Source organism: Geobacillus sp. FSL K6-3411, from assembly GCF_037965715.1.
Taxonomy (GTDB): Bacteria; Bacillota; Bacilli; order Bacillales; family Anoxybacillaceae; genus Geobacillus; species Geobacillus thermodenitrificans.
In genome coordinates, this window is record NZ_CP150187.1 from 969,030 (window position 1) to 990,280 (window position 21,251).

Genomic DNA, 21,251 nt, shown 5'->3' on the forward strand with positions numbered 1-21,251 from the left:
GGACGAATGAAAAGAAAAATAGGAATTGGGAAAGCGCTGCTGTATGTTGTACTTGTTATGTATGCGATCATTACGCTGATTCCGTTTTTATGGGCGCTGTCTTCCTCGTTTAAGACGCTTGAGGAAATTGTCAGTGGAACCATGTCGTTTGTTCCAAAACAGTTCACGCTGGATAATTACAAGCAAATTTTTGTTGAGCAGGATCTATTCCCACGTTGGTTGTTAAACAGTGTCATTATCGCCGTGGCAGTGACCATACTCAATTTATTGTTTAATTCCATGGCTGGCTATGCCTTAGCGCGGCTGCAGTTTCCTGGGAGAAAACCGCTGTTTTTGATCATTTTAGCTGTCTTAATGATTCCCGCCCAAGTGACGATGATTCCAAACTATTTGATTTTAAAACAGCTCGGCTGGTTAAACTCGTATCAAGGAATGATCGTGCCGACGATGATTAACGCTACTTTTATTTTCATGATGCGGCAGTTTTTTATCAATTTCCCGAAGGAATTGGAAGAGGCAGCGGAGCTTGATGGGCTTGGCCGGTTCGGGATCTTTTTCCGGATCGTGCTGCCGCTTGCTCGCCCGGCACTGGCGGCTCAGGCTATTTTCGTCTTTATGGGCTCGTGGAATGATTTTATGCGTCCGCTTATTATTTTGTCCGATCCGCAATTGTTTACATTGCCGCTTGGCTTGAACAGCTTCAAAGGACAATACATCAGCTATTGGAACTACATCATGGCTGCCTCGATGGTATTTACGTTGCCGGTGTTGGTCATTTATGCGTTTTTCAATCGGTATTTCATCAAAGGAATTTCGTTTACGGGCGGGAAATAAGAATGGTTTTGTTTCCGTGCGCACATTGAAGAAAGAAGGGTTCGCGTATAGGGCTGTCGGCAAAGGTTTCCTTGGCCTTTGCCGACAGCTTTTTTTCATGCAGCATATGCGTTGAAAAGACGAGCATTATATAAATTTCATCAGGAAAGGAAATGAAGCGATGGAATGGACGATGTGGCTGCCAAGATAGGCGGAGAGGACGGGGATGGACGGCTGCGTTTGTTGGTGGATTCATTCATCCTGAAACCGCCGAAGGGAAAGAAAAGGAAAACCGTAACATGCCAAGGCAGTGAAGATGTCACGGGCAAACGAAAACCAAATCCGAACATGTGAAAAATGGTTGATGAAAAGAAAGACAGCGGCATGAAAGCCGTGCTGAAGCCGTCGCGGTGCATAAAGCATGCTTGGCCGAGGCACGATAAGAAAAAATGTGGAAGGAGGATCGATGTGACTGACATCTCATTCCCGGTTGCCCGTCTCCATGACGGGACGCTTCGCCAGTTGCAACAACTGGAACAGCGGCTGCGCGAAGAGACGGGAGAAGAAATTGTGCTTGTCGCTTATCAACGGAAAACGATGGACGAAGGGAGAACGAAATGATGGTGAAACGGAAAGTGAAATTTGACGCAGCGAAAAACAATAATAAAACGCCGACTGAAAGCTTGCCAGATACGGAATTTGCCGCGCAATACGCCGGCGAAGAAGACATGATTCGCGGTGCGAATCGCAATTCGAAAAAAGGACGCCAAGGAGGCGGCGATGGGTAAAGAGCAAAAAGGGCGGACTGCCCAACGAAATGAAGAAATGGCGTTTGAATGGGGCGATTTTGCTGCTCATCAGCCCATTTGGCTCATGGAAGAGCAAAAACAGGCGAAGAAAAAGGAAACAAAAAAGGAAGAGACGTCACGATGAAGAGGCTGTCTGCCAGCTGCTTTTACAGCGGGACAAGGGAAAAAGAAGAGCGCCGGTGCCGGCGTTCTTTTTTCATTTGCGATCATGGGCAACTTCTGTTTATGAGTTGATTGAACCTGGCAAAGCAGCAACAACGATAGTGGGATGCGACCTCGCCTATTTCGAGTAAGGAAAACGATTCGTCATCTTTTTATCATCTCGAGCCGAGAAAACGTCTACTTCTTGGGGCGAGTATAGGGGGGGAACGGGTTCAATGGCAAAGAAAGGCACTGACATCCCCCCTAGCCGTACGGAAACGAAGGATTGTCAGTGCCTGTTCACTGTCTGCCGTTTTTGATGGGCAGACGGAATGGTATGAAATGAAGCCAAGGGCCGTTTAGTTCCTCCGGTTTAAGCCGACGTGAAAGAAGCCGACAATGAGGAAAGCGGCACGGAAAACATGGTCGCACCGGCACCGGACGGGTCAAAGTAGGCGACGATGACAGTTGGCGTAAGCGAAAGCTGCTTTTTAGAAATGTAGAGGCCGACATCGACCGGCACGATTTCAACGACCGTATGTTTAAACAGCTCTTTTTCTCCGAGCCCAAGGGCGGCGAAGTCCGCCCCGAGCACCTCAGGGCGCTCAAGCAACGTCCGGTAGACGGCTGTGCGCGTCGTTTTCTCTGTTTTTTCGTCCCACCACGGCTTGCGCGGCTTATATTTTTGATTGCGCAAGTAGTCGTATTTCATGAGCGATTCGGCGACAGGTAAGGCGTCTGGTACCGACGTACGTAAAAACTCATAGAGGCGGCGGAACAAGTCTTCTAACTGATGACCGATGCGCGCCCAGCCGCGTTCATCCCAATATGTTCCAAACTGCTGGAAGAAGTCAAACGGTGACGGGAAGACGTCGGTTACTAAATATTCGATCGTTTCATCCATCCGATGGGCGTTCCAATACTTTTCGAGCACATCTTCCACTTGCTTGATGCGGATGACGTCATCAAAAGACAAAACGTTGTTGCGAAGCACTTCATACGGCGCATGATCCATATATACATAGCCGTATTCATGAGCGCGCAGGCGCAACCCAGTGCCGCGCAGCAGTTTCAAAAACCCAAGCTGCAGTTCTTCCGGACGGAGGGCGAATACGTCATTGAACGTCTTCCGAAACGAGTCATAATCTTCTTCCGGCAGCCCGGCGATCAAATCTAAGTGCTGGGTAATTTTTCCCCCCTCTTTAATCATCGTCACCGTCCGCGACAGTTTCGCGAAGTTTTGCTTGCGCATGATGAGACGGTTCACTTCATCGTTCGTTGACTGAACGCCGATTTCAAAGCGGAATAGTCCCGGTGGCGCCTCGTTGTTTAAAAACTCGATCACCTCAGGACGCATAATGTCGGCGGTAATTTCAAACTGAAACACCGTCCCCGGCACGTGCTCGTCAATTAAAAAGCGGAACATATCCATCGCATAGCTGCGGCTGATGTTGAACGTCCGATCGACAAACTTGATCGTCCGCGCCCCGTGCTGCATTAAATAACGCAAGTCATCTTTGATTTTTTCGCGGTCAAAATAGCGGACACCAACCTCGATGGACGACAGGCAAAATTGGCAGCTGAACGGGCAGCCGCGGCTTGTCTCGACATAAACGATCCGGTTCGGAAGATGCGGAAGATCTTCGGGAAAGCGAAACGGCGACGGCATGTCGGCAAGGCGGATTTTATTCCGTTGCGGGTTGACGACGATGCGATCTCCGTCACGAAACGCCAGTCCAGCGACATCGCTCACGTTCCCATCGCCGTTTAAGGCGAACAGCAGCTGTTTAAACGTTTCTTCTCCTTCACCGGTGACGATAAAATCGAATTCCGGCACTCGCTCCATCCATTCGCGCACATCATAAGACACTTCCGGCCCACCAACGACGACCGTCACGTCCGGCGCCACTTTTTTTAACATTTTTACGACTTTGATCGTTTCTTCAATGTTCCAAATGTAACAGCTGAAGCCGACGACATCCGGTTGTTGCTGATACAAATCAGCAACGATGTTCATCGCTGGGTCTTTAATCGTATATTCAACAAGCTTGACGTCAAACTCCGGCTGGGCGTATGCTTTTAAATAGCGAATGGCTAAATTCATATGAATGTATTTGGCATTTAATGTCGTACAGACAACGTTCATCGTAGCAAAACTCCTTTTCATCGTACTAACCCCACATTATAATGCAGTTTAGCCAAATGAAAAAGAAGAAAAAACTTGTCGAACATTGAGGAAAAGATTTTTGAAAAATCTTCGTGAATGGAGGAAGGAGTAAATTTTTCCACATAGAATATATATTAGTTGATATGGTTTCAATGGACAAGGAGAGATCAATATGGCCCAAAGCCTTTCTCCCCGTGAAGAACAAAATTCGACACAAGATGTGCGGTTGCTTGAAGAGGAAAACCGACGCTTAAAAGAACGGTTGAACAGCTATTCGATCATTTTTGAGAGGTCGCTTGATGCGATTGTCATTTTAAATAAAAACGGCGAGTTTGTCGATGTGAACGAAGCAGCGTGCAAGCTGTTTGAAATGGACAAGTTTGACTTGATTGGTCGTTCCTTCTCTTCATTTTTAGAGCTCGTTCCGCCGGATATTTTGTTGTTTCAGCGCTCCATGCTACAAAAGTTCGGTTCGTTTAGCGATGAATTGCTCATCAAGTTGCCGGATGACAAGGTGAAACATGTTGAATTTTCGATGAAAAAGGATGTCTTTAACGAATTTGATTTGGTGATGATGCGCGACGTTTCGGCTCATAAGGCGCTCGAGCGCGAGCGAATCATTCATGAATTTTTGTTTCGAGACGTCTTTAACCGAGCGGTCGATGGCATCGTCATTTTCGATGAGTTCGGTCGGTTTATCGACGTCAATCCGGCATTTTCAATGAGCTTGAATTTGGAAAAAGGAAAGCTGCTGAATTTGTCGTTTCAGCAGTTTGTTGCCCGCGAATGTGCTGATGAGTTTGCCCGTCTGTTGTCGGAAGTGAAGGAAAAAGGAACGGCCAAAGGCGAGCTGTCGTTGGTTCGCCTTGACGGAACGGTGAAAATGTTTGAGCTGACGGCAACGTCGAACGTTTACAGCGGCTTTTACATGGCCATTATGCGCGATGTGACTGAACGGAAAAACATGGAGATTAAATTGCAAAAAAGTGAAGAACGATTCCGGGCCATTTTCGAGCAAGCGCATGAAGCGATTATCATTTGGGATGATTTCGGTTACATACTCAACGCCAATCCAGCGGCGAGCCGGACGTTTGAGCTGCCTTTGAACTTGCTTGTACGCCGCAATTTGCTTGATTTTGTGCAATATGGGGATGAAAAGGTGAAGCGCATTTTCAGCGAGTTCCGGCGCAAAGGAGAAATTCGCGATGAATTAACGTTCCATATGCCGAACGGTGAGGATAAGCAGCTTGAGTTTACGATGAAAAAAGGGGCGATCGACGGCTATCATTTGACGATTTTCCGCAATGTGAGCGAGCGGCGGAAAATCGAGCGCGAGCTGCGTGAAAGTGAGCAAAAGTTCCGCAGCATTTTCGACCATGCGATGGACGGCATTTTGTTATGGGATGAGAAGCATCGCATCATTGACGCTAATCCAATTGCCTGCGAATTTTTTTCCGCCACAAAAGAAGCGTTGCTCGGTCAAACGGTGATGGAACTTGTTCCAGAGCGGGCGCGCCGCCAGCTGAATAAGCTCTTTGTACAATGTGAACGTGCAGGCGAGGCGAGTGGGGAAGTTGAATTTTCCGATGAAGGAAAAGAGAAAATCGTTGAGTTTTCATTGAAAAAAGAAGTCATTCCTGGCGTAGGGATGATGAGATTTCGCGATGTCACAGAGCGTAAAGAAATGGAGCTGCAGCTGCGCAAATCGGATACGCTCAATGTTGTTGGTGAATTGGCTGCGGGCATCGCTCACGAAATCCGCAATCCGATGACGGCATTAAAAGGCTTTATCCAACTGTTGCAAGGAAGCGTTGGCGGCGATTATTCGATGTATTTTAATGTCATTATGTCGGAATTGAAGCGGATCGAGTCAATCATCACCGAGTTTCTCGTCTTGGCCAAACCCCAGGCGGTGCAATACAAGCAAAATGACATTTGCAAAATTATGCAGGATACGATCGATTTAATCAGCGCTCAGGCGATGATGCATAATGTGCAAATCATTGCCGATTTCGAGCGCGGTCTGCCTCCGGTGTATTGCGAGCCGAACCAGTTGAAGCAAGTGTTTATCAATATTTTGAAAAACGCCATTGAAGTGATGCCGAAGGGCGGGGACATTACGGTGCGCATCGCCCGTACTGGACGTCATGTGCGCATTTCAATCACCGACCAAGGGTGCGGTATTCCGAAAGATAAAATTAAAAAGCTCGGTGAGCCATTTTATACGACAAAAGAGCGCGGCACTGGACTCGGCTTGATGGTCAGCTATAAAATTATTGAAGAACACCGAGGGAAAATTGACGTCGAAAGCGAAGTTGGCGTCGGCACGACATTTCATATTACGCTGCCGATCGAACGAACGGAAAGAGAGGATAACGATGACAATTGACTATGCGGTATACCGTTCAGAGTTGCTCGGCGATATCTATATTGCTTCTGATGGCGACGCGATTGTGAAAGTCGAACTGTTTCCGGAAGAATGGCGCGCGTTTGCAAGCGAGCATCCGGTTGTAGAAAGCCGGTCACCGCTTCTTGAACGCGCGCTTGCACAGTTGGACGAATATTTCCACGGTCGCCGCCAAACGTTTGATTTTCCAGTTAAATGGCATGGGACGGTTTTCCAACAGGAGGTGTGGACGGCGCTTTGTCGCATTCCATATGGAGAAACGGCGACATACGCCGATATTGCGATGCAGATTGGTCGCCCGAAAGCGGTACGCGCCGTCGGACAGGCGAATCGGGCGAATGAACTAGCCATTGTTGTTCCGTGCCATCGTGTGATCGGCAAAAACGGCGCCTTGACCGGCTATGCTGGAAGCCGCACCGATGTGAAAGCGAAGCTATTGGAGCTGGAGCGGCGCTGTAAATAGGGCGGAAGGGCCGGGGATGAAGCATGGAAAATAAAAAATGCCGCCCCCGGGACTTGAACCTACAGGGGCGGGACCGGGGATTATTTTTTTTGCCAATGTGACAGAGCGAGGGCGCCGACTAAAATGGCGCCTTTAATAATGTCTTGAGCGTAGTACGGGACGTTCATCATCGTCAAGCCGTTTAACAATACCCCCATCAAAATTGAGCCGAACAACGTACCGATGACATTCGGCTTGCCGGCGCCAAAGACGGAAAAGCCGATGTAGGCGGCGGCGACGCCATCCATCAAAAACGAAGCACCGGCTGATACTTGACCAGTGCCGATACGCGAGGCAAGCACAATGCCCCCTAAAGCAGCGAAAAAGCCGCTAATGACGTACGCATACGTCCGGTAACGGTTCACTGGAATGCCTGACAGCCTTGCCGCTTCTCGGTTTTCCCCGGTCAAATAAAAGAGGCGTCCCGGTTTTGTGTATGTCAAAAACAAATGGGCGGCAATGACAACGAACAGCATCAGCAAAACGGAAAACGGGATGCCGAACAACTCTCCTTGGCCGATAAATAAAAAGGAAGGAATGAATTTGCCCGGCGCCGTACCGCCGTCTGGCAGCGGCATGTCGTTGTAAATGGAAAATCCTTTCGTATAGGTGAGCTGCACGCCGTTAATGGCGTACATGGTTGCTAAGGTCGCGAGCAAATCAGGCAATTTGAACTTGACGATCAATAGCGAATTAAGCAGCCCGACGGCGATACCGAGTAAAAGCGGAACGAGCAACGTAACGAAAATTTCTTGGCGGTACAAAACGAGCGCCGCTGCACTGGCGATGGTCGCGAGACTTACCGTCGAGCCGACCGATAAATCGAAGCCGTCAACGATCAGCGAAAAGGTAATGCCGATCGCTACGAGTGTCACGATCGAAATCGAGCGCAAAATGTCGCTGAAGTTTTCATACGTAAAAAACTGGTCTTGTGTGATGCCAAAATAGGCGATCACGGCTAAAATGGCCAACAGTGTGCCATGTTTATACAAAAACTCAAGAGTAGACAACACCGCTTTTTTCGACGGTGTCGCGGAAACGGCCGGCTGGGCCATCGATCTCACCTCCGCTGCAATAATAAACAAGCTGCTCATAGGTTAATTCAGCGGCCGGCAGACGGGCGAGCAGCCGGCCGTCTACCATGATATAAATCGTGTCGCAAACTTCTAGCAGCTCACGAAATTCACTTGAAAAGTACAGCACGGTTTTCCCCTCATCAGCAAGAGTGCGGATAATGGAAAATACATCTTGTTTGGCATGAACATCGATTCCTTTCGTAGGTTCATCGAATAAAAAGACACGCGCGTTCGTGTTTAGCCATTTGCCGATCACGACTTTTTGCTGGTTGCCGCCGCTCAAATGGCGGACGGCGATGGATGGTGATGGCGGATGGATGCCGAGTGAGCGAACGAGCCCATTGGCTGCGTCCGTTTCTTTCATCCGACTGATCCATTGCCAATGCGACAGCCAAGAAAGGAGGCGGACGGTTAAATTCGTCTGCACCGACTCAGACAAAAACAGCCCTTGTTTGCGCCGTTCTTCTGGGATCAGGCAAAGACCGGCGGCAATCGCTTCATATGGCGACGAAAATGTATAGTGTTGGCCGTCAAGCTGCCATTCGCCAGACGTTTTCCGGTGGGCGACGAGACTTTCAGCGAGCTCTGTTTTGCCGGCGCCGACCAAACCGGCGATGCCGACAATTTCGCCGCGATGGGCGTATATATCGACCGTTGTGCTCGTTTTGTCGATCTTGATTCCGCGGGCGGCAAAGGCGATCTCGCTTCCGTACGTACGCGCTTGTTTTGCAGTGGCGGCCTGTTTTGTCCCGGTCATGTGAAGGACGATGTCTTCAAGCGACTGGCTTCCGGCAGCGCCTTGATAGACGATGCGTCCATCGCGCAAAATCGTTAGTCGATCGGCGATTTCCTGCACCTCTTTGAGCTTATGAGAAATATAAATAAAGCCGACTCCCTGCTGTTTCAGTTCATGAATGATGGCAAACAGCCGCTTTGTTTCCGCCTCACTTAACGCGGCGGTCGGTTCGTCCAAAATGATGTAGCGCGCGTTTGATGACAATACTTTCGCCAGCACGATGAGCTGCTTTTCATGGAGTGAACAGTCACGCACGAGCTTCGTCGGTGGAATGGAAAGGCCGACACGGTGAAGAAGTGCGGCGGCCCACTTCTTTTCTTCGCGCAGCGAGCGGATGGGATGGTGTTTGACGTCAGCTAGTTCATCAGCTGCTAAGTTTTCGTAAATCGGCAAGCCGGGAAACAGCGCCGTGTCAACTTCCTGGACGACAAGGCCAATGCCCGCCTGCTTCGCCTCACGCGGCGACGAAAACGCGCACGGGGTGCCGTCGATCGTGATGGTGCCGGCGTCCGGCAGAATGGCGCCGGCTAAAATGTTCATGAGCGTGCTTTTGCCAGCACCATTCATGCCTAAAAGGGCGTGAACTTCGCCCGGACGGACGTCAAAGTTCACGCCGTTAAGCACGCGCACCGTGCCAAACGCTTTTTCAATGGCCTTCATTGACAAGCCGCTCATTTTTGGCTCACCTGAGCTTCTAGTGTTTTCATCCACGGCGAGATGGCGATATTCGATTGTCCCCAGCTTGGGATGTATTGCGAGAGCTCGCCCATTGATATTTGTTTGTCCGGCAGATCGGATCGTTTCACTAAGTGCGGTTCAAGTGAGTAAATGTTCGGCGTTTTTTCACCAGCGATTTTTTGATAGGCGAAGCGTACTTGAACGCGACCGACTTCGGCTGGATCGGTAGCGGTCGTCGCCACCCACGGGCTGTTCGATTTTTGAATCATTTGCAAGTCTTCATCGCTTAGATCAATGCTGTACACTTTAATTTCCGTGCGCCCGGCTTGTTCGATGGCGCGCGTTGCTCCTTTGGCGAACTCGTCCCATGTGGCGAAAACGGCGTCGATGTCGCCCTTATTCGGATATTTTTTCAAAATGGCCTCCATTTGTGTTTGTGTGTCTAAGGCGGTGTTAGCGCTCGCTGTGCCGAACTTGGCGACTTCTTTAATGTTTGGGTAGCGTTTTTTAAATGCGTCGTAAATGACATGGCGTCGCTCCATTGGCGTAAAACCGCCGACCCAAATCGTGACGATTTTGCCTTCGCCGTTTAAGTCTTCCGCAAGTGTTTTTAACGTCTTCCAAGCGAGGCTATAGTCGTCTTGGTCGATGACGGTGACGCCCGGAATGTTCAAATCATTGTCAAATGCTACGACCGGGATGCCTTTTTCAACTGCTTTTTTCACGGGACCTTCGAGCGCGTCGGCGCGGCCGTGGTCAAGCAAAATAGCATCGACGTTTTGCGTAATGGCCGTCTCGACATAAGAGGCCATCTTCGTTAAATCGTTATCGGCATTATAAATTTGCACTTCACCGCCGAACTTTTGCACTTGTTCTTTCACGCCGGCGATGTATTGTGATGAGAACGTCCCGATCGACATCTGCATAATGGCGGCGATTTTCACTGGCTGTTTCAGTTTTTCTGGGATGGCGGCCTCTTCACTGCTTGTGGCTGCTGTTTTGTCAACGGTTGTTTCATTATTCGTTGCCTTCGTTTCATTGGCCGGCTTTGCGCTCATTGCGTCTTGCTCATTTGTGCAGCCCGCTAAGACAAAGAACATGGCCAAGAAAAGAAGGAACGATGAGATTTTAAGCTGTTTCATGGTGCTCCTCCTTTGCAACTAACGATGGCAGCTCCGTTTCATAGTCTCCGTAGACGATGCCTTTTTCGGTAATGATGGCGGTAATGAGTTCGTTTGGTGTGACATCAAACGCCGGGTTGTATACGTTGACGCCTTCCGGGGCGATGCGCACCCCGTTTAGATGGGTCACTTCATCTGGATGACGCTCTTCAATTGGGATATCCGTCCCTGTTTTCGTCGCCAGGTCGATCGTTGACAGCGGGGCAGCGACGTAAAACGGGATGCCAAACGATTGGGCGAGCAAGGCGAGGCCAAATGTGCCGATTTTATTCGCTGTATCGCCGTTTTGTGCGATCCGGTCAGCGCCGACGATAATAGCATTAATGTTTTTCGCCTTGATCGTTTGTGCGGCCATATTGTCAGTAATGAGCGTCACATCGACACCTGCTTGCATGAGTTCCCAGGCGGTCAGACGAGCTCCTTGCAAGACAGGCCGCGTTTCCAAGGCATAGACGGACAACTCAATCCCTTTTTCTTTTGCCAAATAAAATGGGGCGAGTGCCGTTCCGTAGCGGGCGGTGGCGATCGAGCCAGCGTTGCAGATGGTCATGATTCGATCGCCTCGATGAAAAAGAGACAAGGCATGCTCGCCGATGCGACGGCACACATCTTCATCTTCGATTTGAATGCGGATCGCTTCGTGAACGAGTGTTGTTTTTGCTTCGTTGACGGAAGCGGCGCTTTTAGCGGCGGCAACGAGCCGATCAAGCGCCCAAAACAAATTGACGGCCGTCGGGCGAGCACTCGCCAAATAATCGCGGTCTTGTTTTAAACGGCGCTGAAACTCGTCGACGGATTCGGTTTCGTAGCGGGAAGCAGCAAGCGCCAAGCCATAGGCGGCGGTGATGCCGATCGCCGGTGCCCCGCGCACTTTCAGTGTCACGATCGCGTCATGTACATCTTCGAGCGTATGCAAGTCGAGATATTCAGTTACCGACGGCAGCTTTTGTTGATTTAAAATCGTCACATGCGTTTCGTGCCATTCAACTGAGCGCGGGATAGCAAATGTGCTCATCGTCGTCTTCCTTTCCTTGTACATGTTTCAGTTTGCCTGGAGTGGTGTTGAACAGCCGTCTTGAGAGAGTGGTGTTATCGTTCCGTCTCGACAAACAGCCGGCGGAAGTCTTCCGTTCCGTCTAGTTCGGCGCGTTCAACGATCAGGCGGCGGCCAAGGCGAAGCGCGTGTCGCTTTGCCGCAAGCCGTTCGTCTTTTTGCTCAATGCCGTCAAGATCGGCAACATGGGCGAGGCCGATCGTCCGACGGATGACTTCGCAGCCGGCAAAGCCGACGGCGTCGATGAACGTTTGCCGCAGCACATCGTCAAGCAGGCCGGGCGTTGCGGCATACGTTTCGACACTTTCGGTGCGCCAAAGCTCCGAGAACACGGACGTAAAGACAGCCCATGTTCGGTCGATGTGATCAAAGAGCGGACGGCGCTCTGATTCAGGGCGGGACAACGCATTTAACAGCAAGTTGGCGATAAAGTGGCCAAGGTCAAACCCGATCGGGCCGTAAAAGGCGAATTCCGGGTCGATCACTTTCGTTTCGTCATCACTGGCGAAAATGCTGCCAGTATGTAAATCACCATGCAGCAATACATCAGCTTCGGTTAAAAATTTGCGCTTCAGCTTCGCTGCTTCGAGATGGAGACGGTCGTCGTTCCAAAGTGTTTCCACATCCAGGTGCAATTCGTCTTCAAAATTGTTCGAGTCATGGTCGAAAAACGGATCGGTAAAGACGAGATCTTCCGTAATTTTGCACAGCTCCGGATTGACAAAACTTTGTGCCAATTTCTTTTTCTCTTGTTGGTTCATGCCGAAATCAGACGTGTAAAACGCCGTTTTGGCAATGAATTCACCGATATGCCTAGACAGAAGCGGATACGTTTTCCCTTCAATCAGCCCTTTGCGGGCGATTTGTAAATAGGACAAATCTTCCATCACCGTAATGGCGAGCGATTCGTCAGAATAGTAGACTTTTGGCACATATTGTGGTACGTAGCTGGCAAACGTGCGCAGTGCGTTGCTCTCAATGACCGCACGCTTTAATGTGAGCGGCCAGCTTTCACCGACGACTTTCGCGTACGGCAGCGCTTGCTTAATGATGATGCCTTGCTTTGTTTCTTGGTCGACGACGTGAAACACTAAGTTTAAGTTGCCGTCGCCGATCTCACGGCATAAAAGCGGTGTTCCGTCGCGGAACAAGCCGAGGCGGACGGCGAGGGCGGTCGCTTTTTGTTCGGTGAGCGGTTCGTAAGCAGATGATTGGATAATCGCCATTTTCACGTTCCCCCTTTAGTTTTGGCAAATAAAAAACCTCTTTCGCATACGGAAAGAGGCTTGAAGATTCTCGGTCTTCGCGCCTCTTATCTTCCAGAAAGACGTCTGTCTTTCCGGTGGACTTAGCACCGTGCCCTGCGGAAGCGGATCGCTTCCGGCGCCGCTTATGCGTGCGCCCTATCTCACGATAGCATTACGGTCGGTTGCTGGGCTTCATTGGGCCAGTTCCCTCAGCCAACTCTTGATAAGAGTACCGAATCTGCTTATTTAGTTTTTGGAATTTTTGTGATGTTGGCAATTGTTCGGTTGCTTGATTCGAATAATACAGCTTAAGCAGGCCGATTGTCAATACGTTTTAAAAAATTTTTTTGCCGTCTCTTCATAAAGGCGCGGCCGGCGGTCAGCAAATACGGGGATGCGCGAACGAACATCTCTGACGAGAGCCGGGTCGATGTCGGCTAGAAGGATGCCTGGGTCCTCATCCGCCTCAGCGAGGATTTCCCCCCATGGATCGATGATGAGCGAATGGCCAGCAAAGACGTTGTTTGGGTCGCTTCCGGCTCGATTGCAGGCGACCACATAGCATTGGTTTTCGATCGCCCGCGCCATCAGCAACGTCCTCCAATGGTGAAGGCGAGGAAGCGGCCATTCGGCGACAACAAACAACAATTCGGCTCCAGACAAGGCATGGGTGCGAATCCATTCCGGAAAACGGATGTCATAGCAAATGACCCCGGCACACGACAACTCATCAAGCGAAAACAAGCCTGGCTCGTTTCCTGACTGCAAATGCAAATGCTCATCCATCAGCTGAAACAAATGAACTTTGCTATATTCCTTGATGATTTGGCCGTTTCGATTGGCGACAATCATTGTGTTCGTTACGCCGGCGTCCGTTTTTTTAGCGACTGAGCCGGCCACAAAATGGATGCCGTATGTTTGTGCCAATCGGGAGGCGAACGTTTTCGCCCGTTCGGCATTGTCATCAGCGATTTCATCTAAGCGCGTCAAGTCATAACCGGTCGTCCACAGCTCCGGAAGAACGATGATATCGGCTCCTTCTTTGACGGCGAGTTCCACGGCTTTTTCGGCTTGCTGTTCGTTTTTTTGCGGGTCACCAAACGCGATATCCAATTGGAGGCAAGCGATGCGGATGGTCATTGTTTTTCACCTCAATGAAAAAATTTACTTTACATTTTGCTTTTTACGATATATGATTTTGCACTAGAATTTCAAGAAATTTTTGAGAAGGTGTGGGCGATGACGACCGAATTTCCTTTTTCCGAACTGCTTGAACAGTTGCCGAAGCAATTTTTTGCTTCGCTTGTCGCCAAAGTGGGAGCGAAAATAAAGGCCGGGCACGATGTCATTAATTTAGGGCAAGGCAATCCGGATCAGCCGACGCCTGGCCATATTGTTGAGGCGATGCAACAGGCAGTGGCCAATCCAAAATACCATAAATATTCGCCGTTTCAAGGTTACTCATTTTTGAAAAAAGCAGTCGCTGCGTTTTATGCGCGTGAGTACGGGGTTGATGTGGATCCAACCCGCGAGGTAGCCATTTTGTTTGGCGGTAAGGCTGGTCTTGTTGAGCTGCCGCTTTGCCTCGTCAATCCGGGCGATGTGGTGCTTGTCCCGGATCCGGGCTATCCGGACTACTGGTCCGGGATCGCGCTCGCCCGCGCACGGATGGAAATGATGCCGCTTATCGCCGAGCAGCAATTTTTGCCTGATTACAGTGCCATTCCGGCAGCGGTCGCTGATCAGGCCAAACTGATGTTTTTGAACTATCCGAACAACCCGACCGGGGCGACGGCGACGAAAGAGTTTTTTGCTGAAACAGTGGCGTTCGCCGCTAAGTACGGCATTGCTGTTGTGCATGATTTCGCCTACGGGGCGATCGGTTTTGATGGCAAAAAGCCGGTCAGCTTTCTCGAAGTTGATGGGGCGAAAGAGGTCGGTGTTGAAATTTACACGTTTTCCAAAACGTACAATATGGCCGGTTGGCGTGTCGCGTTTGCCGTTGGCAACGAGCAGATCATCCGGGCGATTGAGCTGTTGCAAGATCATTTGTATGTCAGTTTGTTCGGCGCTGTTCAAGAGGCGGCTGCCGCGGCGCTTCTCGGTCCGCAAGATTGCGTCACGGAGCTCGTCGCATTGTATGAAGCGCGCCGCAATACGTTCATTTCTGCCTTGCACCGCATCGGTTGGGAGGCGCCGGCACCGTCTGGATCGTTTTTCGCTTGGCTTCCCGTACCGAAAGGATTATCGTCCGCTGAGTTTGCCGACATACTGCTTGAACGCGTACACGTGGCGGTCGCCCCGGGCATCGGTTTTGGCAAGCACGGCGAAGGCTATGTGCGCGTTGGTCTGTTGACAGATGAGGCGCGTCTTGTCGAAGCAGCTGAACGGATCGGGCGTCTCGGGCTGTTTTGAAAAAAATGATTGACAACAGCGGCAGAGGCTGTCATAATTCAAAGTACATTTGCCATACTCGACAAAATTGTTTGACAAGTTCATAAATACGCAATGATTCTTATCAAGAGTAGGCGGAGGGACGAGCCCGATGAAGCCCGGCAACCGGCTTGGCATATCAAGCACGGTGCTAATTCTTGCAGCGGAAACGCTGAGAGATAAGAAGAGTGCCATGGAAGAATGATGCCTCTTCTTAGTGAAGAGGCTTTTTTCTTTAGGAAAGAGGGATGAATGATGAGCACAGTGATTGCCACGTATTTGCTGCATGACGAGAAAGACATTCGCAAAAAAGCAGAAGGGATTGCGCTCGGCTTGACGGTCGGCACATGGACGGATTTGCCGGCATTAGAGCAAGAGCAGCTTCGCAAACATAAGGGAGAAGTCGTCGGGATTAAAGAACTTGGGGAAAGCGGTCCGGCGAACGAGTATTTCGGCAAGCGACTGAAGCGGGCGATCGTCAAAATTGCTTACCCGACGGTCAACTTTAGTGCTGATTTACCAGCGCTCTTGGCAACGACGTTTGGCAAACTGTCGCTTGATGGTGAAGTGAGGTTGCTTGATCTTGAGCTTTCGGACGAATGGAAACGGCATTTTCCGGGACCGCGTTTTGGCATTGCCGGTATTCGTGAAAAAGTCGGGGTATATGACCGCCCGCTATTGATGAGCATTTTTAAAGGTATCATCGGCCGCGATTTGGCGTATTTGACGTCCGAATTAAAGAAACAGGCACTTGGCGGCGTCGACTTAGTGAAAGATGACGAAATTTTATTTGACAATGAGTTGTTGCCGTTTGAAAAGCGGATCACCGCGGGCAAGGCGGCGCTCCAAGAAGTGTATGAACAAACAGGCAAACGGACGCTGTACGCCGTCAACTTGACCGGCAAAACGTTTGAACTGAAAGAGAAAGCGAAACGGGCAGCCGAGCTTGGCGCTGATGTGCTCTTGTTTAACGTGTTCACCTATGGGCTTGATGTTTTGCAAGGGTTGCGCGAGGACGAGAATATCAACGTGCCGATCATGGCTCACCCGGCGTTTAGCGGTGCCATGACGCCGTCTGAGTTTTACGGGGTCGCCCCGTCGCTGCTGCTCGGAAAGTTTTTGCGGCTTGCGGGAGCTGATTTTGTCTTGTTCCCATCGCCATATGGCAGCGTCGCGCTTGAGCGTGAACAGGCGCTTGGCATTGCTCGGGCGCTCACCGATGAACAAGAGCCGTTTGCGCGCGCGTTTCCGGTACCGTCGGCCGGCATTCATCCGGGGCTCGTGCCGCTTCTAGTCCGCGATTTCGGTCTTGACTGCATTGTCAACGCTGGCGGCGGCATTCACGGCCATCCGGACGGGGCGATCGGCGGTGGGCAGGCGTTTCGTGCTGCCATTGATGCGGCTCTTGCCGGCCGTCTGCTCCGCGAAGCAGCGAAAGAAAACGAGGCGTTGCAAAAAGCGATCGACCGCTGGGGCGCGATTGAGGTGGAAGCATGAAAAAACAGCTTGTTCTCTTTTGTGATTTTGACGGGACGATTACAGAAAATGACAACATCATTGCGATTATGAAGCAGTTTGCTCCACCGGAGTGGGAAGCGCTGAAAGACGACATTCTCGCTGAGCGCCTCTCGGTTCAAGAAGGGGTCGGAAAGATGTTTTCCCTCCTTCCGTCGGCGTTGAAAGACGAGATCGTTGACTTTTTGCTTAGCACCGCCCGCCTGCGCGAAGGCTTTCGAGAGTTTGTCGCATTTACGAAAGAGAAAGGCATTCCGCTCTATATTGTGAGTGGCGGCATCGACTTTTTTGTCTATCCAATGCTAGACGGACTGATCGACAAAGAACGCATTTTTTGCAATGGCTCCGATTTCAGCAGCGAGATGATTCGCATCACATGGCCACACGCGTGCGACGGTAAGTGCCAAAACGGCTGCGGCTGTTGCAAGCCGTCACTTCTTCGAAAGCTCGCCCGTCCGGACGGGTATCATGTCGTCATTGGTGATTCGATTACCGACTTGGCAGTGGCGAAGCAAGCGGATTACGTGCTGGCGCGCGATTTCTTGCTTAAGAAATGTCAAGAGCTCGATTTGCCGCATGCACCGTTTACGACATTTTTTGATGTGGTGGATCATTTGCAGCGGCTGGAGGTGATCGCATGAGCATTATGTTGAAAAAATGGAATGAACTTGCGGAAGTGAAAGCTGAGCTCGCCGCCCGTGATTGGTTTTTTGCGACAAGCGGCAATTTGTCGCTCAAAGTGACCGATGCCCCGTTGACGTTCCTTGTCACCGCAAGCGGCAAAGATAAACGGAAGCAGACAAGCGAAGATTTTCTGCTCATCGACGCCGATGGAAAACCGGTGGAAGACACGCATTTGAAGCCGTCGGCGGAGACGCTTTTGCACGTCGAGGTTTATCGGCGGACGAATGCCGGCTGCGTCTTGCACGTTCATACGGTCGACAATAACATCATTTCCGACGTGTACGCTCAAAACAGGGAAGTAGTCTTTTCTGGTCAAGAAATTATTAAGGCGTTTGGCATCTGGGAAGAAAATGCGGAAGTGCGCATTCCGATCATTGACAATTACGCCGACATCCCGACTTTGGCTAATGAATTTGCCAAGCATATCGACGGTGATACGGGGGCTGTTTTGATCCAAAACCACGGTATTACCGTTTGGGGTCGTGATGCGTTTGAAGCGAAAAAACATTTGGAAGCGTGGGAGTTTTTGTTCAGCTGGCAGGTGAAGCGGCTATTATTACAACGGGTCGCTGTGCCGCTAGTTGACTAACCAATATATTTTTAAAGGGGGATTTGACGATGGCAGTGATTAAAGTGAAAAAAACGGGCCAAGTGATTGAAGGGGAAGACAATGTCCGCGCTTTTTTAAACAGCCAAGGTGTTTTGTATGAGCATTGGGATATTACAAAACTACCGGAGCATTTACGCGACAAATATGTGCTCACTGACGAAGAAAAAGAGGAAATTTTGGCGACGTTTAAAGATGAGATCGAAGACTTGGCGGCGCGTCGTGGCTACAAAACATGGGATATCGTCGCCCTGTCTGATGCGACTCCAAACTTGGAAGAGCTGCTGAAAAAATTTGAGCAAGTGCATATCCACACAGAGGATGAAGTGCGCGCCATTACGGCCGGTCACGGCATTTTCATCATCAAAGGAGACAAAGAAACCGGTTATTTTGACGTCGAGTTGGAAGCGGGCGATGTCATTTCTGTGCCGGAAGGAAATCCGCATTACTTCACATTGATGGATGACCGCCAAGTTGTTGCTGTCCGGTTATTTATTGATCCGTCCGGTTGGGTCGCCCATCCGTACGAAGAAAAAGAAGAAGTGAATTCATAATAGTTGAGAGGCTCCCGCAACAAGATGCCTTTTCTAGTTATCTAGGTAGACATGGAAAAAGCTGCCTGCTTTCCATCGTCTTCATAAAAGCGCATATAAAAAAGGGGTGTCCCGTTTGTCTTTAGGGCACCCTCTCTTTTTTTGATCAAAACGATTGCGTTAAAAAAATCATGAATACAATGCCGATAATAAATGCATATGTCGATGTCCGTTCGTTTCCATCGCCATGGCTTTCGGGAATGAGCTCTTTATAAATAATAAACAGCATAGCCCCAGCGGCAAACGCCAATCCGTACGGGACTAAACCGCGGAAGAGGGAGGTTAAATAAAAACCGAGCAGCGATGTGACGATTTCGACCGCTCCTGTCAACGTGGCAATAAGAAATGCTTTCAAGCGACTAATTTGTTGATGAACTAAAAATAAGGCGACTAAAAATCCTTCCGGCGCGTTTTGCAAACCGATGGCCAATGCGATCAAATTGCCGGTCGTCGCGGCATCGGATGCGTAGCTGACCCCAACGGACAACCCTTCAGGAAGATTGTGCATCGTAATGGCAGCGATAATGAGCATCGCTTTTTCGTCAAACTGTAAGCCATGTTTTGTATGTTCCAAGTCGATATGGGGAACAGTCATCTCGAGCAACGTTAAGATGAGCACACCTGCCGCCAGGCCGATTACGAGTGCTCCCAAGCCGCCGGTTTTTAACGCTTCGGGAATGAGACTTTCCATCGAGGCTGCCATCATAATGCCAGCGGAAAACGCTAGCAGTATATCACGCCAGCGGTGGGTGAGTGATTTAGCCAAAAACAAAATCGGCACGGCGCCAAGTCCTGTCGATAAGGCAGAAAGCACGCTGCCGACCAACACCTGGTTCATTCAATTCCCCCCTCATCATCCTTTACTTTTTCATATGCAATGATCATATAAATGTGACAATCGCCCAAGCGCCTTCATATAATAAATTATCATAACGAATTGGGAAGACGGTGGCGAGCAAAATGCATAGGTAGCTAGCAAAAACGGTTGCTTGTCTGTTTGCCGTTTCGGTATAATGCAAGTAAGAAATGGTCAAATGTAAAGGGTTGAATGCCATGGAACAGAAAGAACAAGAACTTGAGCAATCATTAAAGCTGTTTATTGTACTGTCACGGGCGTATCGTGCTGTCAGTGACCAAGTGAACAAATCGATCTGTTCGTGCGGGGTGAATCCGACTGAGTTTGCGGTGTTAGAACTGTTATACCATAAAGGCGACCAGCCGCTCCAGCAAATCGGTGAAAAAATTTTGCTCGCTAGCGGCAGCATCACTTACGTTGTCGACAAACTTGAAAACAAAGGGCTGATCGTCCGTCGTGCTTGTGAACGAGACCGGCGCGTCACGTATGCATCGATTACGGAAGAAGGTCGGCGGTTTATTGAGCGCGTCTTTCCCAAGCATGCAGAAAAAATTCATGAAACGATATCAGCGCTCACAGCGGAGGAGAAAGAGCAGGCGATCACTTTGCTAAAAAAATTAGGATATGGGGCGAAAAACGCCCAGCAAAACAGAGACTGACAGTTCGTCGGTCTCTTTCATTTTTGTTAAAAATGCGAAATATGGCGACTCTGTTCGTGGAAGACGTCGAACTGACAGTGCTCAAGCCGTTGTCGCACTGCCTGTTTGCTTGTCGGGGATACTGAGGGAACGCCAGGAATGACGATTCATGGGCTGAATGGAACGGTGACGGCAGACAAGGGGTCATCATTGCCAAGCGCCACATTCATATGACGTCGAAAGATACGGAAACGTTTAGCGTCCGCGACAAGCAAGTCATGAAAGTGAAAACGCAAGAGGAGCGCGCTCTCATTTTTGACGAAGTGACCGTCCGCGTCAGTGAAGACTTTGCGTTACATATGCACATTGAAAACGGTGAAGAGAACGCGGCCGGTTTAAAAACGGGTGATTACGTGAAGTTGCTTCCATCGTGAAATCATCCGCAGCAATGGGAGATAAGGCGCCCTCTCGGGACGAACGAGAGGGAGCCTCCCGTTAACGCGGGCGCTTCTTCTCTGATCGATCTAGGGTGCCGACCAGATGAAACGGCGTATCACGCCGAATGGCATCAATGACGCCGTCGCTGATTTCTTGATGGGTGAGCCAGCGCGAACCGTGTTCTTCCACGACAAAACCGAGCTGAACTTGCCGATAAAGACAAGCGGCAGGCAAACAGAGTTCCGCTTTCGCCTCGGCTGGATCGGCGCGGCTGCCGAGCACGTGAAACAAACGCCAAGGGCCGGGATGTCTGCTATTTTTTTGGATGACGGTCGGAAGCGCCTGTTTTCCGTCCGTATGGACCCACGCAATGATGAGATCAAAAGTTCCGTTTTTTTGGATGGTCCGAGAAATCAGAGAACAAAGCGCTTCTTGGTCGCGATAATCAACAAGAAGCGGGGTGATGGATGCCGTCTGTCCAGCACAGTCGATGAGCTGCTTCATCCGTGCGTAGCGGCGGGCGATGACAGACACATAATATCCTTCCCGCACAAGCCAAAGCGACACATCAGCCAACATACCTGTCCCACCGATGACAAGGGCGTGCATGGCATGT

Annotated in this window: 22 protein-coding genes and 2 riboswitches; of the genes, 13 read left to right on the forward strand and 9 right to left on the reverse strand. The window is 50.1% G+C overall.

Annotated features, from left to right (window positions below; all coding sequences use genetic code 11):
• Window positions 1-6: 6 nt before the first annotated feature.
• The 4 genes from NSQ22_RS04945 to NSQ22_RS04960 all read left to right on the forward strand — a co-directional run bounded on the left by NSQ22_RS04945 (window position 7) and on the right by NSQ22_RS04960 (window position 1,746).
• Window positions 7-834: a carbohydrate ABC transporter permease gene (locus NSQ22_RS04945; protein WP_008878853.1), complete on the forward strand. Its 828-nt coding sequence runs from the start codon at window positions 7-9 to the stop codon at window positions 832-834.
• A 447-nt stretch (window positions 835-1,281) separates the two neighbouring features.
• A complete protein-coding gene (locus NSQ22_RS04950) occupies window positions 1,282-1,434 on the forward strand; it encodes a hypothetical protein (protein ID WP_008878852.1) in 153 nt (50 codons plus the stop codon).
• Window positions 1,434-1,601 carry a hypothetical protein gene (locus NSQ22_RS04955; RefSeq protein ID WP_029760356.1) on the forward strand — a complete coding sequence of 56 codons (168 nt, stop codon included), beginning with the start codon at window positions 1,434-1,436 and terminating at the stop codon, window positions 1,599-1,601. Before NSQ22_RS04950 ends, NSQ22_RS04955 begins: the two co-directional genes overlap by 1 nt.
• A complete protein-coding gene (locus NSQ22_RS04960; RefSeq protein ID WP_190300622.1) occupies window positions 1,594-1,746 on the forward strand; it encodes a hypothetical protein in 153 nt (50 codons plus the stop codon). The genes NSQ22_RS04955 and NSQ22_RS04960 overlap by 8 nt, the downstream gene beginning before the upstream one ends.
• Window positions 1,747-2,136: 390 nt before the next feature.
• On the opposite strand, the gene NSQ22_RS04965 is transcribed toward NSQ22_RS04960, so the two are convergent.
• Complete coding sequence (locus NSQ22_RS04965) at window positions 2,137-3,909, reverse strand: B12-binding domain-containing radical SAM protein (protein ID WP_081157181.1); 1,773 nt, start codon at window positions 3,907-3,909, stop codon at window positions 2,137-2,139.
• A gap of 193 nt (window positions 3,910-4,102) precedes the next feature.
• On the opposite strand from NSQ22_RS04965, the gene NSQ22_RS04970 reads away from it, so the two are divergent.
• A complete protein-coding gene (locus tag NSQ22_RS04970) occupies window positions 4,103-6,319 on the forward strand; it encodes a PAS domain-containing sensor histidine kinase (protein ID WP_008878848.1) in 2,217 nt (738 codons plus the stop codon).
• On the forward strand, window positions 6,309-6,800 hold the full coding sequence (locus NSQ22_RS04975; protein ID WP_029760359.1) for a methylated-DNA--[protein]-cysteine S-methyltransferase: 492 nt from the start codon (window positions 6,309-6,311) through the stop codon (window positions 6,798-6,800). The genes NSQ22_RS04970 and NSQ22_RS04975 overlap by 11 nt, the downstream gene beginning before the upstream one ends.
• A gap of 80 nt (window positions 6,801-6,880) precedes the next feature.
• Here the strand turns inward: NSQ22_RS04975 and NSQ22_RS04980 are convergent, their stop codons facing one another.
• The 6 genes from NSQ22_RS04980 to NSQ22_RS05005 all read right to left on the reverse strand — a co-directional run bounded on the left by NSQ22_RS04980 (window position 6,881) and on the right by NSQ22_RS05005 (window position 14,011).
• Window positions 6,881-7,894, reverse strand: a complete 1,014-nt coding sequence (locus NSQ22_RS04980; RefSeq protein WP_008878846.1) for an ABC transporter permease — start codon at window positions 7,892-7,894, stop codon at window positions 6,881-6,883.
• Window positions 7,836-9,386, reverse strand: a complete 1,551-nt coding sequence (locus tag NSQ22_RS04985) for a sugar ABC transporter ATP-binding protein (RefSeq protein WP_081157179.1) — start codon at window positions 9,384-9,386, stop codon at window positions 7,836-7,838. Before NSQ22_RS04985 ends, NSQ22_RS04980 begins: the two co-directional genes overlap by 59 nt.
• Entirely contained in the window at window positions 9,383-10,531 is a 1,149-nt protein-coding gene (locus NSQ22_RS04990; protein ID WP_081157178.1) for a sugar ABC transporter substrate-binding protein, read from the reverse strand. Before NSQ22_RS04990 ends, NSQ22_RS04985 begins: the two co-directional genes overlap by 4 nt.
• The gene (gene mtnA, locus NSQ22_RS04995; protein WP_008878842.1) at window positions 10,518-11,585 is read right to left on the reverse strand and encodes an S-methyl-5-thioribose-1-phosphate isomerase; all 1,068 of its coding nucleotides are present in this window, start codon (window positions 11,583-11,585) and stop codon (window positions 10,518-10,520) included. The genes NSQ22_RS04990 and mtnA overlap by 14 nt, the downstream gene beginning before the upstream one ends.
• 74 nt (window positions 11,586-11,659) lie before the next feature.
• Entirely contained in the window at window positions 11,660-12,850 is a 1,191-nt protein-coding gene (mtnK, locus tag NSQ22_RS05000; protein WP_011887033.1) for an S-methyl-5-thioribose kinase, read from the reverse strand.
• An 83-nt stretch (window positions 12,851-12,933) separates the two neighbouring features.
• Window positions 12,934-13,101, reverse strand: a riboswitch (SAM riboswitch).
• 94 nt (window positions 13,102-13,195) lie between these two features.
• Window positions 13,196-14,011, reverse strand: a complete 816-nt coding sequence (locus NSQ22_RS05005; RefSeq protein WP_029760362.1) for a carbon-nitrogen family hydrolase — start codon at window positions 14,009-14,011, stop codon at window positions 13,196-13,198.
• 99 nt (window positions 14,012-14,110) lie between these two features.
• Between NSQ22_RS05005 and NSQ22_RS05010 the strand changes: the two genes are divergently transcribed.
• The 5 genes from NSQ22_RS05010 (at window position 14,111) to NSQ22_RS05030 (ending at window position 18,664) form a co-directional block, all read left to right on the forward strand.
• Entirely contained in the window at window positions 14,111-15,286 is a 1,176-nt protein-coding gene (locus tag NSQ22_RS05010) for a pyridoxal phosphate-dependent aminotransferase (protein WP_100660343.1), read from the forward strand.
• A 97-nt stretch (window positions 15,287-15,383) separates the two neighbouring features.
• Window positions 15,384-15,490, forward strand: a riboswitch (SAM riboswitch).
• Between the two features lie 69 nt (window positions 15,491-15,559).
• Complete coding sequence (gene mtnW, locus NSQ22_RS05015) at window positions 15,560-16,801, forward strand: 2,3-diketo-5-methylthiopentyl-1-phosphate enolase (RefSeq protein ID WP_060475700.1); 1,242 nt, start codon at window positions 15,560-15,562, stop codon at window positions 16,799-16,801.
• The gene (gene mtnX / locus NSQ22_RS05020) at window positions 16,798-17,460 is read left to right on the forward strand and encodes a 2-hydroxy-3-keto-5-methylthiopentenyl-1-phosphate phosphatase (protein WP_011887037.1); all 663 of its coding nucleotides are present in this window, start codon (window positions 16,798-16,800) and stop codon (window positions 17,458-17,460) included. The genes mtnW and mtnX overlap by 4 nt, the downstream gene beginning before the upstream one ends.
• Window positions 17,457-18,092, forward strand: a complete 636-nt coding sequence (locus tag NSQ22_RS05025) for a methylthioribulose 1-phosphate dehydratase (RefSeq protein WP_060475702.1) — start codon at window positions 17,457-17,459, stop codon at window positions 18,090-18,092. Before mtnX ends, NSQ22_RS05025 begins: the two co-directional genes overlap by 4 nt.
• 29 nt (window positions 18,093-18,121) lie before the next feature.
• Window positions 18,122-18,664, forward strand: a complete 543-nt coding sequence (locus tag NSQ22_RS05030; protein ID WP_008878834.1) for a cupin domain-containing protein — start codon at window positions 18,122-18,124, stop codon at window positions 18,662-18,664.
• 145 nt (window positions 18,665-18,809) lie between these two features.
• Here the strand turns inward: NSQ22_RS05030 and NSQ22_RS05035 are convergent, their stop codons facing one another.
• The gene (locus tag NSQ22_RS05035) at window positions 18,810-19,541 is read right to left on the reverse strand and encodes a ZIP family metal transporter (RefSeq protein WP_008878833.1); all 732 of its coding nucleotides are present in this window, start codon (window positions 19,539-19,541) and stop codon (window positions 18,810-18,812) included.
• A 215-nt stretch (window positions 19,542-19,756) separates the two neighbouring features.
• Here NSQ22_RS05035 and NSQ22_RS05040 point away from each other — a divergent pair, with 215 nt between their 5' ends.
• Both NSQ22_RS05040 and NSQ22_RS05045 read left to right on the forward strand, forming a co-directional pair.
• Window positions 19,757-20,218 (forward strand): MarR family transcriptional regulator, encoded by a 462-nt coding sequence (locus tag NSQ22_RS05040; RefSeq protein ID WP_008878832.1) that lies wholly within the window; start codon window positions 19,757-19,759, stop codon window positions 20,216-20,218.
• A gap of 209 nt (window positions 20,219-20,427) precedes the next feature.
• A complete protein-coding gene (locus tag NSQ22_RS05045; RefSeq protein WP_008878831.1) occupies window positions 20,428-20,631 on the forward strand; it encodes a PduL/EutD family phosphate acyltransferase in 204 nt (67 codons plus the stop codon).
• 61 nt (window positions 20,632-20,692) lie between these two features.
• Here NSQ22_RS05045 and NSQ22_RS05050 read toward each other — a convergent pair whose 3' ends face one another.
• Window positions 20,693-21,244 (reverse strand): short-chain dehydrogenase, encoded by a 552-nt coding sequence (locus tag NSQ22_RS05050; RefSeq protein WP_008878830.1) that lies wholly within the window; start codon window positions 21,242-21,244, stop codon window positions 20,693-20,695.
• Window positions 21,245-21,251 lie beyond the last annotated feature (7 nt).

What these genes read in the sequence shown, in the direction of transcription:
- NSQ22_RS04945 (WP_008878853.1), top strand. Translation starts at nt 7, where the DNA reads ATGAAAAGAAAAATAGGAATTGGGAAAGCGCTGCTGTATGTTGTACTT.
- NSQ22_RS04955 (WP_029760356.1), top strand. Translation starts at nt 1,434, where the DNA reads ATGGTGAAACGGAAAGTGAAATTTGACGCAGCGAAAAACAATAATAAA.
- NSQ22_RS04960 (WP_190300622.1), top strand. Translation starts at nt 1,594, where the DNA reads ATGGGTAAAGAGCAAAAAGGGCGGACTGCCCAACGAAATGAAGAAATG.
- NSQ22_RS04965 (WP_081157181.1), bottom strand. Translation starts at nt 3,909, where the DNA reads ATGAACGTTGTCTGTACGACATTAAATGCCAAATACATTCATATGAAT.
- NSQ22_RS04970 (WP_008878848.1), top strand. Translation starts at nt 4,103, where the DNA reads ATGGCCCAAAGCCTTTCTCCCCGTGAAGAACAAAATTCGACACAAGAT.
- NSQ22_RS04975 (WP_029760359.1), top strand. Translation starts at nt 6,309, where the DNA reads ATGACAATTGACTATGCGGTATACCGTTCAGAGTTGCTCGGCGATATC.
- NSQ22_RS04980 (WP_008878846.1), bottom strand. Translation starts at nt 7,894, where the DNA reads ATGGCCCAGCCGGCCGTTTCCGCGACACCGTCGAAAAAAGCGGTGTTG.
- NSQ22_RS04985 (WP_081157179.1), bottom strand. Translation starts at nt 9,386, where the DNA reads ATGAGCGGCTTGTCAATGAAGGCCATTGAAAAAGCGTTTGGCACGGTG.
- NSQ22_RS04990 (WP_081157178.1), bottom strand. Translation starts at nt 10,531, where the DNA reads ATGAAACAGCTTAAAATCTCATCGTTCCTTCTTTTCTTGGCCATGTTC.
- mtnA (WP_008878842.1), bottom strand. Translation starts at nt 11,585, where the DNA reads ATGAGCACATTTGCTATCCCGCGCTCAGTTGAATGGCACGAAACGCAT.
- mtnK (WP_011887033.1), bottom strand. Translation starts at nt 12,850, where the DNA reads ATGGCGATTATCCAATCATCTGCTTACGAACCGCTCACCGAACAAAAA.
- NSQ22_RS05005 (WP_029760362.1), bottom strand. Translation starts at nt 14,011, where the DNA reads ATGACCATCCGCATCGCTTGCCTCCAATTGGATATCGCGTTTGGTGAC.
- NSQ22_RS05010 (WP_100660343.1), top strand. Translation starts at nt 14,111, where the DNA reads ATGACGACCGAATTTCCTTTTTCCGAACTGCTTGAACAGTTGCCGAAG.
- mtnW (WP_060475700.1), top strand. Translation starts at nt 15,560, where the DNA reads ATGAGCACAGTGATTGCCACGTATTTGCTGCATGACGAGAAAGACATT.
- mtnX (WP_011887037.1), top strand. Translation starts at nt 16,798, where the DNA reads ATGAAAAAACAGCTTGTTCTCTTTTGTGATTTTGACGGGACGATTACA.
- NSQ22_RS05025 (WP_060475702.1), top strand. Translation starts at nt 17,457, where the DNA reads ATGAGCATTATGTTGAAAAAATGGAATGAACTTGCGGAAGTGAAAGCT.
- NSQ22_RS05030 (WP_008878834.1), top strand. Translation starts at nt 18,122, where the DNA reads ATGGCAGTGATTAAAGTGAAAAAAACGGGCCAAGTGATTGAAGGGGAA.
- NSQ22_RS05035 (WP_008878833.1), bottom strand. Translation starts at nt 19,541, where the DNA reads ATGAACCAGGTGTTGGTCGGCAGCGTGCTTTCTGCCTTATCGACAGGA.
- NSQ22_RS05040 (WP_008878832.1), top strand. Translation starts at nt 19,757, where the DNA reads ATGGAACAGAAAGAACAAGAACTTGAGCAATCATTAAAGCTGTTTATT.
- NSQ22_RS05045 (WP_008878831.1), top strand. Translation starts at nt 20,428, where the DNA reads ATGACGTCGAAAGATACGGAAACGTTTAGCGTCCGCGACAAGCAAGTC.
- NSQ22_RS05050 (WP_008878830.1), bottom strand. Translation starts at nt 21,244, where the DNA reads ATGCACGCCCTTGTCATCGGTGGGACAGGTATGTTGGCTGATGTGTCG.